Annotated in this window: 16 protein-coding genes; 1 reads left to right on the top strand and 15 read right to left on the bottom strand. The window is 56.8% G+C overall.

Annotation, left to right across the window (positions count from 1 at the left end; genetic code table 11):
• Positions 1-28: 28 nt before the first annotated feature.
• From G403_RS0101115 to G403_RS0101060, 12 genes are all read right to left on the bottom strand, one after another.
• Positions 29-742, bottom strand: a complete 714-nt coding sequence (locus G403_RS0101115; protein WP_027852358.1) for a DUF599 domain-containing protein — start codon at positions 740-742, stop codon at positions 29-31.
• A gap of 188 nt (positions 743-930) precedes the next feature.
• Positions 931-2,136, bottom strand: a complete 1,206-nt coding sequence (pobA, locus tag G403_RS0101110; protein WP_211232625.1) for a 4-hydroxybenzoate 3-monooxygenase — start codon at positions 2,134-2,136, stop codon at positions 931-933.
• A 203-nt stretch (positions 2,137-2,339) separates the two neighbouring features.
• Entirely contained in the window at positions 2,340-3,524 is a 1,185-nt protein-coding gene (locus tag G403_RS0101105; protein WP_027852356.1) for an ABC transporter substrate-binding protein, read from the bottom strand.
• A gap of 68 nt (positions 3,525-3,592) precedes the next feature.
• Positions 3,593-4,291, bottom strand: a complete 699-nt coding sequence (locus G403_RS0101100) for an ABC transporter ATP-binding protein (RefSeq protein WP_027852355.1) — start codon at positions 4,289-4,291, stop codon at positions 3,593-3,595.
• Entirely contained in the window at positions 4,288-5,010 is a 723-nt protein-coding gene (locus G403_RS0101095; protein ID WP_027852354.1) for an ABC transporter ATP-binding protein, read from the bottom strand. The genes G403_RS0101100 and G403_RS0101095 overlap by 4 nt, the downstream gene beginning before the upstream one ends.
• On the bottom strand, positions 5,007-5,987 hold the full coding sequence (locus G403_RS21720) for a branched-chain amino acid ABC transporter permease (RefSeq protein ID WP_051298325.1): 981 nt from the start codon (positions 5,985-5,987) through the stop codon (positions 5,007-5,009). The genes G403_RS0101095 and G403_RS21720 overlap by 4 nt, the downstream gene beginning before the upstream one ends.
• A gap of 17 nt (positions 5,988-6,004) precedes the next feature.
• Positions 6,005-6,856 (bottom strand): branched-chain amino acid ABC transporter permease, encoded by an 852-nt coding sequence (locus G403_RS0101085; RefSeq protein WP_027852353.1) that lies wholly within the window; start codon positions 6,854-6,856, stop codon positions 6,005-6,007.
• A gap of 62 nt (positions 6,857-6,918) precedes the next feature.
• Positions 6,919-7,689 (bottom strand): SDR family NAD(P)-dependent oxidoreductase, encoded by a 771-nt coding sequence (locus G403_RS0101080; RefSeq protein ID WP_027852352.1) that lies wholly within the window; start codon positions 7,687-7,689, stop codon positions 6,919-6,921.
• Positions 7,686-8,021 (bottom strand): NIPSNAP family protein, encoded by a 336-nt coding sequence (locus tag G403_RS0101075; protein ID WP_027852351.1) that lies wholly within the window; start codon positions 8,019-8,021, stop codon positions 7,686-7,688. Before G403_RS0101075 ends, G403_RS0101080 begins: the two co-directional genes overlap by 4 nt.
• Positions 7,999-9,771 carry an FAD-dependent oxidoreductase gene (locus G403_RS21715; RefSeq protein ID WP_211232623.1) on the bottom strand — a complete coding sequence of 591 codons (1,773 nt, stop codon included), beginning with the start codon at positions 9,769-9,771 and terminating at the stop codon, positions 7,999-8,001. The genes G403_RS0101075 and G403_RS21715 overlap by 23 nt, the downstream gene beginning before the upstream one ends.
• Before the next feature lie 43 nt (positions 9,772-9,814).
• Complete coding sequence (locus G403_RS0101065; protein ID WP_027852350.1) at positions 9,815-10,636, bottom strand: SDR family NAD(P)-dependent oxidoreductase; 822 nt, start codon at positions 10,634-10,636, stop codon at positions 9,815-9,817.
• A 212-nt stretch (positions 10,637-10,848) separates the two neighbouring features.
• Complete coding sequence (locus tag G403_RS0101060; RefSeq protein ID WP_027852349.1) at positions 10,849-11,868, bottom strand: TRAP transporter substrate-binding protein; 1,020 nt, start codon at positions 11,866-11,868, stop codon at positions 10,849-10,851.
• A gap of 166 nt (positions 11,869-12,034) precedes the next feature.
• On the opposite strand from G403_RS0101060, the gene G403_RS0101055 reads away from it, so the two are divergent.
• Entirely contained in the window at positions 12,035-12,925 is an 891-nt protein-coding gene (locus tag G403_RS0101055) for a helix-turn-helix domain-containing protein (protein WP_027852348.1), read from the top strand.
• A gap of 43 nt (positions 12,926-12,968) precedes the next feature.
• Here the strand turns inward: G403_RS0101055 and G403_RS0101050 are convergent, their stop codons facing one another.
• The 3 genes from G403_RS0101050 to G403_RS21705 are packed head-to-tail and all read right to left on the bottom strand — an operon-like array spanning position 12,969 to position 16,094.
• A complete protein-coding gene (locus G403_RS0101050; protein WP_036231985.1) occupies positions 12,969-13,820 on the bottom strand; it encodes a mechanosensitive ion channel family protein in 852 nt (283 codons plus the stop codon).
• Positions 13,813-15,363, bottom strand: a complete 1,551-nt coding sequence (locus G403_RS21710; RefSeq protein WP_211232622.1) for a PhnE/PtxC family ABC transporter permease — start codon at positions 15,361-15,363, stop codon at positions 13,813-13,815. The genes G403_RS0101050 and G403_RS21710 overlap by 8 nt, the downstream gene beginning before the upstream one ends.
• Complete coding sequence (locus G403_RS21705; RefSeq protein ID WP_245578174.1) at positions 15,360-16,094, bottom strand: ATP-binding cassette domain-containing protein; 735 nt, start codon at positions 16,092-16,094, stop codon at positions 15,360-15,362. The genes G403_RS21710 and G403_RS21705 overlap by 4 nt, the downstream gene beginning before the upstream one ends.
• Positions 16,095-16,097: the final 3 nt, after the last annotated feature.

Raw genomic sequence — 16,097 nt, 5'->3', positions numbered from 1 at the left:
TCGGGTAGAGCGAATTCAAGACCCTGTTTTAGATATCGGTACTCATGGTCAGTATCTTCAATGTCGGCGAGGTGAACTCACGCTGATAGAGCACGTAGACAACACCGGCGGAAAGGGCCATGAAGATCCAGGGGTTGATCAGCCAACTCAGGACCGCCAGGCTGAAATAGTAGGTGCGCAGCCCCACGTTGAAGTTGTTGGCCGCCATGGAGCTCATACGCGCCATCCGGTCGGCGTGGGCATTGAGATGTTTTTCATCCAGATGATCGCCAGGCTCGGGCGACGCGCCGATCATCACCGAGACAAAGCCGTACTGACGCAGGCTCCAGGTGAACTTGAAAAAAGCATAGACAAACAGGGTCAGCAGAATCAGCAGCTTAAGCTCCCACTCCATGGGTGATGAAGGGTGCACCAGCGGCAGGTTCTTAACCAGAGTAATCGCCTGCTCGGTGTAGTTCAGTAATGTCATCAGACCGGCCAACACCAGAATGGTAGTGGAGGCGAAAAAAGCAACGGTCCTCTCCAGGTTAGCGATGGCAGCCGTATCAGCGATACGAACGTCTCGGGCCAGCAAACGGCGCATCCATTCATAGCGATACAGGTGCATGATGCTGGAAAGGCAGGAGACGGTGTGACTTTTGCGTTCGGAGTAAAACATGTACCCGCGAAAGCAGATTATGAACCAGATCAGTGCAGCCAGGTTCAACCAGTTATCAGTAAACAGTTTAAGGGTGTCTAGCATGGTCAGTCGTTTTGCCGGATTGTGTAAGCTGCCAGCTTAACCGGAGCCAGCGGGAAAGTCTCCCGACGGCCGCGTTCCAGACCTCAGTTCCCGGGATTCGCTGCGCGGCTCCCGGGCTACAAAGCAAAAGAGCCCGCACAAGGCGGGCCAGGAAGGACAGTGTCCCAATGAACGCTGTTACGAGGGGCTTACTTCAGCTCTTCGTAGGGCAGGCCTACGTATTGTTCGGCAATCACCCGGCGACCATTCTCATGGTTGAGGAAGTAATCCAGCTCGGACTCCATGAAGCGGGTGAAGGTCTGGCCATCAAGGCCGTTGCTGCCAACCTCGTCACCGAAGTTGTGCATCATGTTAGTCATCCACCAGGAGAAACGCTCACCGTGCCAGACGCGGCGCAGGGCGATCTCTGAGTACTGGCTGATACAGCTCTTGTCGCCCTCTTTGTAGACGCGGGTCATGATCTTGTAGAGCGTAGCCACGTCGGAGGCGGCCAGGTTCAAACCCTTGGCGCCAGTGGGCGGCACAATGTGCGCCGCATCACCGACCAGGAACAGGTTGCCGTACTGCATCGGCTCGCAGACAAACGAGCGCAGCGGTGCGATGCTCTTTTCCAGGCTAGGACCGGTGACCATGTTGTCGGCCACTTCCTTCGGCAAACGCGCCTTGAGTTCATCCCAGAACATCTCGTCGGTCCAGTCCTCAACCTTATCGGTGAGCGGCACCTGCAGATAGTAACGGGAACGGGTCGCGCTACGCTGGCTGGCCAGGGCAAAACCACGCTCGCTCTTGGCGTAGATCAGTTCATCATGGCACGGAGGCGTGTCGGACAGCAGACCCAACCAGCCGAAGGGGTACACGCGCTCGTGCTCGGTGCGGATTTCCGCCGGGATGGTCTGTCGGGAAACACCGTGGAAACCATCACAACCAGCGATGTAATCACACTCCAGGCGATACTCTTCACCGCCATGGGTAAAGGTGATTGAGGGGCTATCTGATTTAACATCATGGGGCTGAACCTCGGACGCTTCGTAATAGGTCTCAAGGCCCGCCGCCTGACGCGCTTCCATCAGGTCGCGGGTGATCTCCACCTGACCGTAGCAGACGACCACATCGCCACCGGTCAGTTCTTTCAGATCGATACGGTGGCGCTCACCGTTTACAGCCAACTCCACACCCTCGTGGATATGGCCTTCGGCATCCATCCGCTCATCGACGCCGGCTTCACGCACCAGCTCAACAAAACCCTGTTCCAGGATACCGGCACGGATACGGCCGAGTACGTAATCACCGGTTACGCGCTCAAGAATGATGTTGTCGATACCCTGCTTGTGCAACAGTTGACCCAGCAGAAGACCCGAAGGCCCGGCACCGATGATGGCTACTTGTGTCTTGATAGTTTTCATAGAACGTCTCTCTAACTTTTTTGTTTCTCATTATAGATAGCTCGCCATGTTCCATGAGTGCAGCCCGCTTATGAATGGAAGATTGACACCTATACTTGTACTTTTAGAACACCTTTTGACTGACATGCATGAGATACAAAAAGCCCGCCTGAACATAAGTGCTGAGGCGGGCTGATCTCAAGCGATCGAGGTCGTTACAGCGAACACTCCGATGAAGCACCGGGGTAAAGGCTGGTGGGGTAGGTCTGTTCGACCACCGGACGCAGCTTGCCATCCACATTTTTCACCTGTCCAACATAGTTGGGGATGATCAGCTGATGGTCAGCCTGCATAGTGGCCGGTCCATAGATGCTGTCGAATGTGGCACCAACCAACGCTTTGGAGATAGCCTCGGGCTCGGTACTACCCGCAAGACGCACGCCCTGGAATATCGCCTGCACTCCGTTATAGGCCTGCCCTTCGTTCTCGGTGGGCACACGACCATGCTTCTCTTTGAAGCCGGCGACAAAGCGCGCGTTCATCGGGCTTTCGATACCAGCACCGTATCCGATATTGCCCCATACACCCTCAGTAGCGTCCCCGGTGGCGTCCACCAGGTAATTGAAAATCAGGGCGTGACCGACAAGTCGCTTGCTCTCGTTCAGACCAAAGGCATCCGCCTGCTTGACGAAGGAGATAGCATCACGACCGACCATGGCGACCCAGATCGCATCGATATCCGCCTCACGCAGTTGTGCCACATAGGGCGCAAAATCCTTGGTCCCCAGTGGCGCAAACAGGGATACCTTCACCTCTTTACCCAGCTCTTTCGCGGTTTTTTCGAAGAACTCGGCGGAGCCGTGGCCCCAGGTGTAGTCAGCCGCGATGATGCCGAAGCGCTTTTCATCAACGGTCTTAAGCCACTCTTTCATCATCGCCAGATCCATGACATCGGAGTGGTTGGTACGGAACATACGCGCATGGCAGGATTTTCCGGTCAGCGCGTCGAGCTTACTGGCTACCGCCACATACATGGCATCCCAGCGGTCCAGGTTCTGAGACAGAGTCAGTGAAATTGAAGAGGAGATCGGACCGATCAGCAGGTTATGACCGGAGCGCGCCAGTTTCTCAGCCGCGCGACGGCCACCATCAGGCGTACTCTCGTCATCGGCGATCTCTATCTCCACTGCACGGCCATCAACGCCACCATTGGCGTTGGCTTCCTCAACCGCATATTCAATCGCTCTGAGCACTTCCTGCCCCTGCTGCTCAAACACGCCGGACAGCGATGACACGGCACCGATGCGAACCGGCTCTTTGTCCGCTGCAAAAGTCACAGGGGAAAGCATGGAAACCACCGCTGATGCGGCAATCGCTTTGATGATTGTGCGCTTTTTCATTGTTACCTCGCTTAGATTTATTGTTTGCGGCGGATACTCAAGACGCCCGCCGCTGCGCCACTCATGCTTTAAACCACAACGAACTGCTGGAGCTGTTCGATACGCTGAGGATCCACCTCACCCGACGCCACAACGCTACCCTTCTCCACCGCCAGGTAGCGTCGAGACACCCCCGCGACCAGATGCAGGTTCTGCTCAATCAGGAGGATGGTGGTGCCCTGGTCGTTGACCTGACGAATGATCTCGCCCAGTTGATCGACGATGACCGGCGCCAACCCCTCGGTCGGCTCATCCAGGATCATTAGGCGTGGGTTGCCCATCAAGCTGCGTCCGATTGCCAGCATCTGCTGCTGGCCGCCGGACAGTGCCGTACCCGGGGTATGTGCACGCTCCTTGAGGATTGGAAACAGTTGGTAGATACGCTCAAGATTCCAGGGGCCTTTTGCCTGAATAGCGGCGCCCAACAGCAGGTTTTCCTCCACCGTCAGGTTGGCGATGATGTGACGTCCCTGAGGGACTACCATCACGCCCTGCTTTGCCGGCATATAGGGCCGCCAACGTGGTCGCGCACGGCCATCAACACTGATCGATCCGCTGCGCACCCGGGCCTGCCCCAGTAATGCGTTGACCACGGTGGTTTTCCCCACACCGTTGCGCCCGATCAGTGCCAGACTCTCACCCTCGTGAACGTCCAGTGAAAAGTCGTGCAGGATATGGGCATTACCGTAGTAGGCATTAACCCGGTCAAAAGAGAGCAAGGTACTCATGCGGCACTCCCCAGATAGGCTTCACGAACTTTCGGATTTGCACGCACCTCATCGGGCGTGCCCTCGGCCAGCGGTTTACCCAGCTCGATAACGGTGACCCGATCACTGATGCCAAACACGATCTCCATGTCGTGCTCCACCAGTAGTACCGTGACCCTTCGTTCCCGAGCCAGCCGCTTCAGATGTTCCGCCAGATCCCGTGATTCGGTGACCGTGAGGCCTGCCATAGGCTCATCAAGCAGCAAAACGGATGGCGATCCGACAAGCGCCAGCGCCAGATCCAGGCGGCGTTGCTGGCCATAGCCAAGATCACCGGCGCGCCAATCGGCATAAGCCTCCAGATCCAGCTCCTTGAGGATCGCCAAGGCATCCTCTTCCGGGTGCTCCGCTCTGGCCTGGTGAGAGGCAAGAAACACCTGCTCCAACACCGGCATGTCGGCAAAAATGCTGGTGCGCTGGAAGGACCTGGAGAGCCCCCGGTCCCTGCGCGCAATTATCGATAGGCGGGTAATATCCTCCCCGCCCAGAGTAACGCGGCCCGCGGTGGGCAATCGTCGCCCGGTGACAGCATCGATAAACGTGGACTTACCCGCCCCGTTGGGCCCAATCAGCCCTCGAATCTCGCCCTTATCCAAGGCCAGACGAATACCATCGATGGCACGCACACCGCCGTAATCGACGACCAGATCCTCAACGGTGAAATACGCCTTCTGCTTCATGATCCGGCCTCCACCTGTTTACCCACAACCGTTTTTGTTACGCGCTTTTTACGCTCTAACAGAGGCGCTATAAGCCCCGAAACACCGTTGGGCGCGAACACCACGATCAGAATCACGACGGCACCAAGCATCGCCATCCAGTAGTCCGTGAGTTCGCCCACATACTCCTTAACGAAAAAGAACAGAATTGCCCCGAGTACCGGCCCCCACAGATGACGCACGCCACCAACGATGGTCATGATCAGCGCCATGCCCGACACGCTCCAGTGCAGGGTTTCCGGTGAGATGAAGCCGGTGTAGATCGCCGAAAGAATCCCGGCCAGACCTGACACCACAGCAGAAAGTGAGTACACCAACGCTTTAGGCAGGGTGATATTGAGGCCGATAAAGCGCGCTCGCTCTTCGTTATCCCGAATGGCACTGGTGATACTGCCAAAGCGAGTGCGGAACAGGCGGTCCAGCAGGTAGATCACCGCCAGCGTTACTACCCAACTGATCACGAACATGCCCGCCGGGTCGTAGAAAAGGCGAACATCCAGGCCAAAGATCGAGCCCGGCCAGGCGATATTGAGTCCGTCGGCGCCGCCAAGCAGCTCCCTTGACTGCAAAGTGGAGAGGTAAACAGTCTGACCTATTGCCAACGTCAGCATACCGAAGGCGATACCGGGTATCCGGGACACCACCAACCCCAACAGGAAAGCAACAACAGCCAGGGCGAACAGGGTCAGTAGAATCGCGGTTCCGGCGCCAAATTCGAGATCACGCATCAGCAGCGCCACGATATAACCGGCACTGCCGAAAAACGCGGCATGACCAAAACTGACCAGACCACACTGGCGCAGCAGAATGCCGACACCCAGCGCGAATAGCGCGTAGATCACCGCCTGGGTCAGGAGTGACATCAAAGTCGCGGAGCCGACAATCTGGGGCAGCAGAATCCCGGCCAGCAACCAAAGCAGGTATTTGAAGTGCAACATGGTTTCTCTCCCCAGGCTCAGACGCGGTTACCGGCCAACCCGGACGGGCGCCAGATCAAAATCGCGATCATCATCAGGAATGGCAGAACAGCAGACAGACTCGGCAAATAGATAGTGCCGAACGATTGGACCTGACCCAGTAGAATCGCTGAAACCAGTGCACCGCCCAGGCTTCCCAAACCGCCGATAACGACCACGACGAAGGAGTCCACCAGCACATCGCCGCCCATGCTTGGCGCGAGTGAGAGCATAGGGCCTGCCGCCACACCGGCAAGGCCAGCCAGCGCGGTGCCTATGCCAACCACCAGGGCGTTAACCCGCTCGGTGTTTACCCCCATCATTGCAGTGGTCAGCGGATCGGTACTGGCAGCTCGCACGTACAACCCTGTACGGGAGAATCGCAACCAGGCCCAGAGCGCCACCATGGAACCCACGCCTAAGCCGATGACAGCCAACCGATAAAGAGGCGTTGGATTGCCGAACAGCTCGACGCTACTGGAGAGGAGCTCGGGCACGTCGATAGACAGGTTGCCACGGCCCCATACGGCACGGACCAGGTCTTCAAAAACCAGCAGAAGCCCGAAGGTCACAAGCAGTACCGACAGTGGATCCCGGTCCTGTAGCGGACGGAAAACGGCCTTATCCAGCAGCATGCCGATCACCAGCATCGCCAGTGGCGCGAGCACCAGAGCAAACCAAAAGTTGAGATAGATACTGAGTGTGTAGCCGATATAGGCCCCCAGCATATAGAGGGCGCCATGAGCGAAGTTGACCACCCGGCGTAAGCCGTAGATCATCGCCAGCCCCGAGGCGCAGATGACCAGCAACGAACCGTATACCAGGCCGTTGAAGATACTGATACCAAGCATAGAGTTTCCTCTTACTTATTGTTATTGAGAGGTTTTATGTGTGTTGTGGTTTTTTTCTGTCGTTAATCCGTGTTCAGAACGGCCTCCGGAGCACCGAGAGCCAGCCAGCCGCCATCTACTTCCAGCGTTGTGCCGGTGATATAACTGGCATCACTGGAGGCCAGGAAAAGGATTGCTTTGGCGATCTCCTGTGGCTGCGCCAGACGTCCGAGCGGCGTACGCTGTTCCAGCGCGCTCTGATTCAATGCCCCCTCCTCTGCCAGCCGGCGTACCAGATCCGTCTCCACGTATCCCGGTGCAACGGCATTGACCCGCACCCCCTGGCGCGCCCACTCACAGGCCATCGATCTTGTCATCCCACTGATGCCCGCCTTGGCAGCGGCATAGGCGTTACGGCCGGGAATGCCGCCAAAAGCTGCAATCGAACTGAGATTGACAATGGCGCCACGGCCTCGACCGAGCATGTAGCGAGCACAGGCTTGGCTGAGCAGGAATGCACCTCGCAGATGAACATCCAGCAACTGCGAGAAAGGCTCGGCTTTCTGCTCCAGCGTCGACACAGCTTGATCGCCAATGCCCGCATTGTTTACCAACAGCGCTATCGGGCCCTGCGCTTGCTCGATCTGAGCGACAGTCTGTGAAACCTGCGCTTGTGAGGTCACATCCAGCGCATAGCCAACATGCCCATCGCCCAGCGCCTGGGCCTCTGACTGCGCCAACGCACCGTCCAGGTCAGCCAGAGCGAGGCGATAGCCCCGCTCTGCCAGCTCCCGGCAGGTAGCCAGTCCGATGCCTCGGGCGGCGCCTGTCACCAGTGCCACCGGGCGGTTCATGAATCCACCCAGCCATTGAGCAGGTCGATTCCCTTGATCAGGCTGGTTTCCTGGGCAACGATCAGATGGGCCGAGGCTGCCAGATATTTGGGAAAGTCAGGGTGACTGTCCCGGGCTGCGCTGCGTTTCTCGTAGTCCTCCAGCGAGTCGTATCCCCACAGGTGAACAAACTGGTTTTGAGTACCCACCAATGTGGTGTAAAACCCCAATGGGGTGCCCAGTGTCTCTTTCAGAATCGGCATCGCCAGGCCATTAAACACCTCGACGAACTCAGCCATTTTGCGTGGCGTGATGGTGTATACGCGATAATCAACCAGCGGCTTGACGGCCATGTGCCACCTCCCCGCTCATCGCATCTGCATCGTTTTTGGGCTGCTCAAGCTTGTCGTCAATACCCGCCAAGCGGCGCGCGGTAATGTAGCCAAAGGTCATGATCGGACCGAGGGTGATCCCGGCGCCCGGGTAGTTACCGCCCATGATGCTGCGACGGTCGTTACCCACCGCGTACAGCCCCTCGACCTTGCCACCATCGGCACTCAACACCTGGCCGTAGACATCGGTTTTGATGCCATCGAACGTACCCAGATCACCCATGAAGACTTTGACCGCGTAGAAGGGGCCTTTTTGAACCGGCGCCACACAGGGGTTGGGCTTATTCTCGGGATCGGCCAGGTAACGGTTAAAAGCGGTAGTGCCGCGACCGAACTGACGGTCCTCACCAACCACAGCGCCTTCGTTGTACTCCTGAACCGTTTTATCAAGCTGATAGCCATCCACACCGATAACCGCAGCCAGCTCCTTGAGCGTTTTACCGCGCTTGAGATACCCATTGCGCAGAAAACCACCAATCGGCATCGGAGACGGCTTCACGTAACCCAGGCCATATTTGCTCAGGCAGGTCTGATCACAGATCAGCCACATATAGGTCTCCTTGCGGTTGGCGCAGGTTTCGATCATCGCCGCGCCCACATCATGGTAGGACTCTGATTCGTTACAGAAGCGCTTGCCCATTGGGTTGATACCGATGACACCCGGCTTGTAACGATCCAGCAGATGGGGGAATTTACCGAAGGTGCCATCGCCATTAGGTACCAGCGAGGTTGGCATCCAGGCAGAGGTCTCCTTGAAATCACAGGACACCGGCACACCGATTTTCTCTACCATGGCCAGGGTGTCACCGGTGTTGCTGTCCGGTACCGGCGAGTGGTGCTCACCACCGCGTTGCAGATGCGGGTAGGCTTTGGCGATGCGCTCCACATCATGGGCAAAGCCGCCGGCGGCAAGGACAACGCCCTTACGTGCCTTGATCACTCGCTCAACACCATCAACCACCGCGCGAACACCGGTAACCTGTCCATTTTCCTGGATCAGCTCCCTGGCCGGGGCCGAAGTATGAACCGGAATACCCAGCTCCAACGCACTCTTGACCAAACGGGCGGCCAGCGCATTACCACTGGTGACATTCACCCCTTTTCGATAGAGCACCAGCTCCTTCATATGGATCGCCAGTCGTTTACAGACGTACAGGAACGAAGTCAGCGACTTGGTGGCGTTGAAGAAGTGCTTCAGGTCAGCATTGGAGGAGTTGAACATCATGCCGATGAAGGTGATCGTCTTCAGCGGCGGGCGCATCCGCTTGATATCCTTGCCGAGCTGACGAATATCAAAAGGTGACGCCAGGATCGAACGGCCGATATCGACACCACCACCCAGTGTCGGGTGATAATCCGGATAGAGGGTCGGGATAAACTTGACGCTGGTCTCGCGCTCGAAGAAATCCACCATCTCCGGGCCCTTCTCCAGAAAGGCGTTAACACCCTCTGTATCGAAGAACTCGCCGGACTCGTTGCGGATATACTCCTCAGCCGCCTCGCGGGTATCCTGGGGATTCTGCTTGAGCCCATGGTGGTTACCGGGAATCCAGAGCACACCGCCGGAAAAGGCAGTCGTGCCACCGAATACATCAGCTTTTTCTAGCACGATCACATCGAGCCCGTTTTTCTTGGCGGTGACCGCCGTCGACAGGCCTCCCGCGCCCGCGCCGACGACCACCAGGTCGCAGGTTAAGGTCTCTGTAGACATTTTCATCTCTCCTGCCCGGACACCGAGCATTGGCAGTTAAGCGTCAGGCCGACTTTTTAGCGGTAAACCCCGGACGCGGTATCAGGTCCATCAGCATGGTTTCCATGCCACCATCCACGGTCAGCTCGGCACCATTGATGTAGCCGGCTCGATCACTCAGAAGGAAGGTAACGGCGTTGGCGATATCCTGGGGCGCACCGATACGACGACTGGCTGTCATCGCCTCACGCTGCTCCTTGATATCGGGTTGCTGATAGAAAGGTTCTGAAAGTGCAGTGCGGATCATGCCGGGGCAGATCACATTGCTGCGGATCCCCTCAGGGCCGTATTCAGCCGCGATTTGACGGGATAGCAGCGTAATCCCTGCTTTACTGGCGCTGTAAGCACCACTGTGAGTTTGTGGGTGATGGGCCGCTACCGAGGCGATATGAACCATGGAGCCGCCGTTACTCATCAGGTTGGCAAATTCGCGACTGCACAGCATGTATCCGGTGAGATTAGTACGCAGTACGGCATCCCACTCGTCCAACTCGACATCACGAATTGATGCCGGACGCAGCATGCCTGCGCAGTTAACCAGCCCGTCCAGATCACCAAAGGCTTCGCACACACCCTGAACCGCCTGATCTACACTGGCCGGATCGGATATATCGCACTGCAGCACAACCGGTTCCTGCCCGGTGCTGCTGTATAACTCCCGCAGTTTTTCCGCGCCTTCAGTGTTTCGGTCGAGCAGAGCAACCCGGGCACCCGCCGCGAGCAAGGTTTCTGCAATGGAGTAACCGATACCGCTGCCGGCTCCGGTTACTGCATATTTTTTACCGGCCATTCCAAGCCAGTTTTCAGTTTTATTCTCCGCCGACATATTGAATAAACCTCAAAATTTATTGCGGATTTATTTTAAAATCACTAATAAAAACCCGGCTTTTAAACAAAAGAATCCCATGGCATTTTTAAACACCAAAAAAGAGGGGATAAAAAGCCGGTAATCGAGCTTGCCTACGAACACACGACTACCGGAAAGATGAGGCCGCTAACCCTACGCAACCGACCTCAGACCGCGAACACTAACGTGGGTTACGCGCCGCAGGCGGTAGATAGCTGCTGGGCCCGCTGGTAGATAGGCTCAGCCGGCAAACCGTTGCCACTCAGCTCACTGATATAGTTGGTAGTCACCTGATCGAGCGTGGGTTTCCAGGCCGGGTTGTCAGCACCGCCTTCAATCACGGTAATGGTGTGCCCCATCTCCCTGGCCTGTTTGATGCCGACCATATCCAGCTCATCGTAGGCCTTGCCCAGTTTCTCGGCCCAGCGCATACCGGTATTGTCATCAATGACCTTCTTAAGATCTTCCGGCATACGGGCATAGGTACCCTGATTCATAGTGACCACGAACGCGAGCGAATAGAGGCCGACCTGAGTGTGGTGATCGGCAAGCTCGTTCAGACGAAATGAGGCCATCGCCTCCCAGGGCAGGGTTACGCCGTTGATAATGCCGCGCTGCATGGCACTGTACATATCCGGCGCTGGCAGGCCTACGGGCTGTCCGCCAAGGCCTTCAAGCAGCTCACCTACCACCACAGTCGGGCGGCGAACCATCATGCCGCTGAGATCTGATGGCTGTTCTACCGCTTTACCCTTGGTGTGGATATGGCCCGGACCATGGGTAAACATAAACAGCACGTGAGCATCGTTGTACTCACTGTCCAGATGCCCCTCATCATAGAGCTTCTGCAGCACACAGGAGCCTTGCTCACCGGTCTTGACGATCCCCGGCAATTCGACGATTTGCGACAGCGGGAAACGATTAGCCGTGTAGCCCTGAATAATCGCGCCCATATCGGCGATCCCCTGGACTACGGAGTCATAGGTCTGGGTTGCCTTGGTCAATGTCTGGGAGGGGTAAATCTCCACATTGATCCGGCCTTCAGATTCTGCTTCGACGGTTTCGCCCCAGGACGCCAGCGTCTTGGCAATACCGGAATTAGCCGGCCAGAAGTGGGCAAAACGCAGATTAACATCAGCGGCAGAAACAGTTTGCGTGAGGGAGAAACCGGCAGCGGCTACAACGGCCATAAGGCGTTTTTTATTTTTCATGATATAACCCAATAATTATTTTATATTTATAACAGGCTTGTCGGAGAGGTACGTTTAATAAAACGTTCTCTGATCCTGAAAACCAGAATATTGAATCCGGAGAAATATCCGAATTGACAAAACAGGCCACTGATAGGACATTTCGTGCATTTGTCGGAGTACGAACATGAGCAGCATCCCCAGCTATGCCCTCTATGGAGAGACCCCGGAGCAGCGTTGGTTCGAATCAATCCATTATGAACCCATCTCGCGGCGCGCCAAACATTATGAGTGGAAGATCGACCCGCATCAGCACGAATCGCTGGTACAGCTGCTATACGTGCAGAAAAAAGGCGGTGTTGTTCATCTTGATGGAGCCAGTGTCACATTCAAGGCCCCCTGCTTTATTCTGATTCCGGCGCAGACAGTACATGGGTTCAACATGGGGGCCGGTCTGGATGGCTCGGTAGTCACCGCCGCACAGGAACCGCTGGAGGCGATGATCGCGGCATCCATGCCGAGCATGAGTGATATTTTCGACAAACCCTTTGTTACCGATCTGCCGGACAACCCGCGCACCCACAAAACACTTTCCACCCTGTTCGAGCTGATCGAGCAGGAGACGCTGACCAGTGACAGTCAGGGTATCAGCGCGGCCGGAGCCCTGCTGATCTCGGTACTGGTGCAGATCCGCCGGGTCGATCAGCAGATCCGTGCACCGCATCCCACCGCCGGCTCCCGCAAAACCGAACAGGTGGAGCGTTTTCGGGCGCTGGTGAACAACAATCTGGGGGCGTTGAAAACAGTGGAGGAGTATGCCCAGGCCATGGGGATCACCGCCGGCCAGCTACGCCGGATCTGCCAGGACGTGCTGGGCCAGTCGCCCCTGCACATTATCAATACCCGCTTGATCCACGCCGCCCAGCGCGACCTGGCCTATTCGACCATGTCGGTTCAACAGATCGCCTATTCACTGGGCTATGACGACGCGGCCTATTTCTCTCGTTTCTTTCGCAAGCAGACCGGGCATACACCCAGCGAGTTTCGCGAGCGGGTGCGGGCACATCAACCGATATGAACCGCACCGGATGTCCGTATCAACCCGGGCTTGAGAATGGCGCTTATCCACCGACACCTGTCGCATTAAGCAGGCGAACCTCGCGTTGCGGGAAGGGTATCTCGATACCTTCCGCTTTCAATGCATTGAACATGGCCAGGTTCGCACGATAAAGCACATCGTAGTAGCGTTCGGTGGGAATCCAAAGGCGTATACCCAAGGTGATACCGCTCTCGCCAAACGCCTCTATTCCCACCTGGGGCGCGGGCTCCTGGCAAAGCTCTTCTTTGAAGCCATTGAGCGCTGCCTTGAGCACTTCGGTGGCTCGCTCCGGATCAGCCGAGTAGGCGATATCAATCGCCACCTCCGCCAGCATATGCTGGTGGGAGTTATGAATAATCTCGCCAATAATATGTTTGTTGGGTATAGAGATTTCTACGCCATCTTCATTGGTCAGCAGCGTATGCGAGAGATGCACCTCTTTGACCTGCCCCGTCACGCCCTGGACGCTGATCGTGTCACCGACAACATAGGGGCGGGTCACTACAATCGTCAGGCCTGCGCTGTAATTTGAAAGTAGCCCCTGAATCGCCAAACCGGCTCCCAGGCCCACAGCGCCGATCATTGCGACCAGCGGGGTCACGCTGATCCCCAGCTTACCCAGAACAATAATCGCCACCACCGCAACGAGCAGAATCTTCACACAACTGGCGATAAAGCGGCTCAACGTGATATCCATGTTGTGCCGCTGCATCAATCCCAGCGTCCAGCGGGAAACGCGGCCCGCTACCCATAGGCCCAGTAGCAGAATGATCAGCGCACCGACTATCTGGAAGCTGTAATTGACAAAAAACTGGACCACCAGGTCGTAGATCGCCTGAATCTGCTCCAGCTCCTGCTTCACCGAATCATCCATTATCCCTATCCACCTTCTCGTCAATGCCCGAGGCCTCAAGATGCGCCTCTGGATGTGCCAACCGCCGTAAGCGGCGGGATACCGTATCCACCAGTATATTCAACCCGGCGGTAAACAAAATCAGAACCAGCGCCCGATCATAGCGAATTTCTTCAAACGCCGAATCGATGTAAAACCCCAGTGTCGCGATACCCAGAATGCCCATAATGGCACTTTCACGCAGAATCACTTCCCATCGATAGAACAGAAAAGCCAGCATGGCGGGAAAGCGACGCGGTGTTTCCAGGTATGCGTAACGCTTTAGGCCCGACGGATCATCCGGCCGACTCAAGCGACCGCCCCACTCCGCATCACTGGCATTGGCCACCAGAAAAGCGATCAAGGCACCGTTATGCAACGCAAGCGCGATCACAGCCGGCAGTCCCGAAGGCCCAAACAGTAAAAGCAGCACAAATGCCAGAACCATTTCCGGAGTGGAACGTAAAAACAGTAGCAGAAACCGGCCCGGCCAACGCATCATCGGCCCTGCCATCGAGCGGGTTGCCCAAGGATACAGAGCCAGAATCACCAGCGCCGACAAAACCAACGCAATCTGGGTGAGTGCCAAGGTCTGTACCAGCGCTGGCCAGACTTGAGACTGGAAGAGCTCGATATACCACTGCGTGGCCTGTGCCCACTCACCGGCCAGTAACGGCGCAGGCCAGATATCCCGGCTGATAAACTGCCACAGATAACCACCGTTACTAAACCCGACCGTTTCCGGCAGTAAAACCACGGCGATAATCAGATAGAACGGCAGCAACCGGGGGCGCAGCCAGAAACGCAAGGTGGCGATCAGCAGGATAAACGCCCAGAGTAGTGCGCCCGCTTCGGCGTACTGCCCCTGCTTGAACGCGGTCTCCAGATGAAAACCCAGTGTCGGCAATCCGATAAAGCCCAGGATGGTGCTGGAACGCAGCGCGCACTCAAAGCGATAGCGGGTATAGCTGACCAAAGCCGGCCAGGACTGAGGGATCAGTGTATACGCGTAACGTCGCAGCCCCATGACCTTCGGCGACAACGTGCGTCCGGGCTCCAGAGACTGCTGCTCGAAGATCTCGGCAAAGACCTTGGCAAAAACGCCACTGAATGGAACCAGAATCGCCAGCAGACCTGTGGTCGCACTGAGACCGTATATCTGCATAAAGATCAGGCCCCAGAAAAGCTCGTGCACCGAGCGCACCGACGCACAAAGAATACGCACCGAACGCCAGTGAAACAGCATTGCGAGCAATAACCCCACAGGGGCTGCGATTGCCACGGCCAGCAAGGCGAACGCCACCGTTTGACCCACGGCGCGGCTCAGTTCCCAGGCATCACTCCAATGAGGCCATATCAAACCGGTGCCCATACGGCCAAGTTCGGCCCAGGGGTCTACCTGGTAAATCTGAATATCGGCGATGGGCAGGCACAGCAGGGCAACCAACGTCAGTAACAGACAGACGCCATTGAGCACCCGGGCCGATGAGCCGCAAAAAAAAGTCGTGCCGCGTCCGCGAATCATCCGTTACCGATCGCCCAGGCATCATGCTCAGGCACACCAGGGATGACTGAGCTATCCTCACCGGCCTCCAGATAAAACCGATCCAGCGCGGATGAATCGAGCTCGCTGCTCGCACAATCACAACGGACTGCACCGTTCGCCAGGACAATCACCCGGTCAAAGTGGGTCAGCGCCAGGCGCCGGTTATGCAAACTGATCACAGCCGTTTCGTGACGTTCCAGAATTGCTTTGAGCAACGCTTCAGCCTGAAGTGGATCGACCGAGGAAACCGGCTCATCCCCCAGAAAAACAGGGCGCTTACGGTAAAGCGCACGTCCGATGGCGACGCGCTGACGCTGCCCTCCTGAGAGTCGGTCTACCGACGACCAGAGCTTCTCCTCAATATCAAGCAGGCGCGCCAGCTCTTCAATCTCGCGACGGTGTTCCGCCAAGGGGTGTACCAGGTTCCACAGTGCGGCCAGAGTGCCCACGCGCTCCAAAGCACCCATGAAAATATTCTGATAAGCCGACAGCAGATCAACCAAACCACCGGCCTGAGGCTGCAAGGCACACAACTCTGGCACACGCCGGTATAAAAGATTCAGTAACGTGGTTTTTCCCGCACCCGAAGGTCCAACCAGCGCCACTTTTTCGCCCGACTTGATGCTCAGGCTGATGTCGCTCAGCACCTTATGGCCGCCCAGCGACAGCGACTCATGTCTGAGCCTGACGAGTGTTTTGTGCGGGGACACCGG

The sequence above is a fragment of the Marinobacterium litorale DSM 23545 genome (assembly GCF_000428985.1).
GTDB lineage: Bacteria > Pseudomonadota > Gammaproteobacteria > Pseudomonadales > Balneatricaceae > Marinobacterium_D > Marinobacterium_D litorale.
The sequence above is the reverse complement of the archived record's forward strand: the minus strand, read 5'-3'. Positions and strand labels throughout refer to the sequence as shown.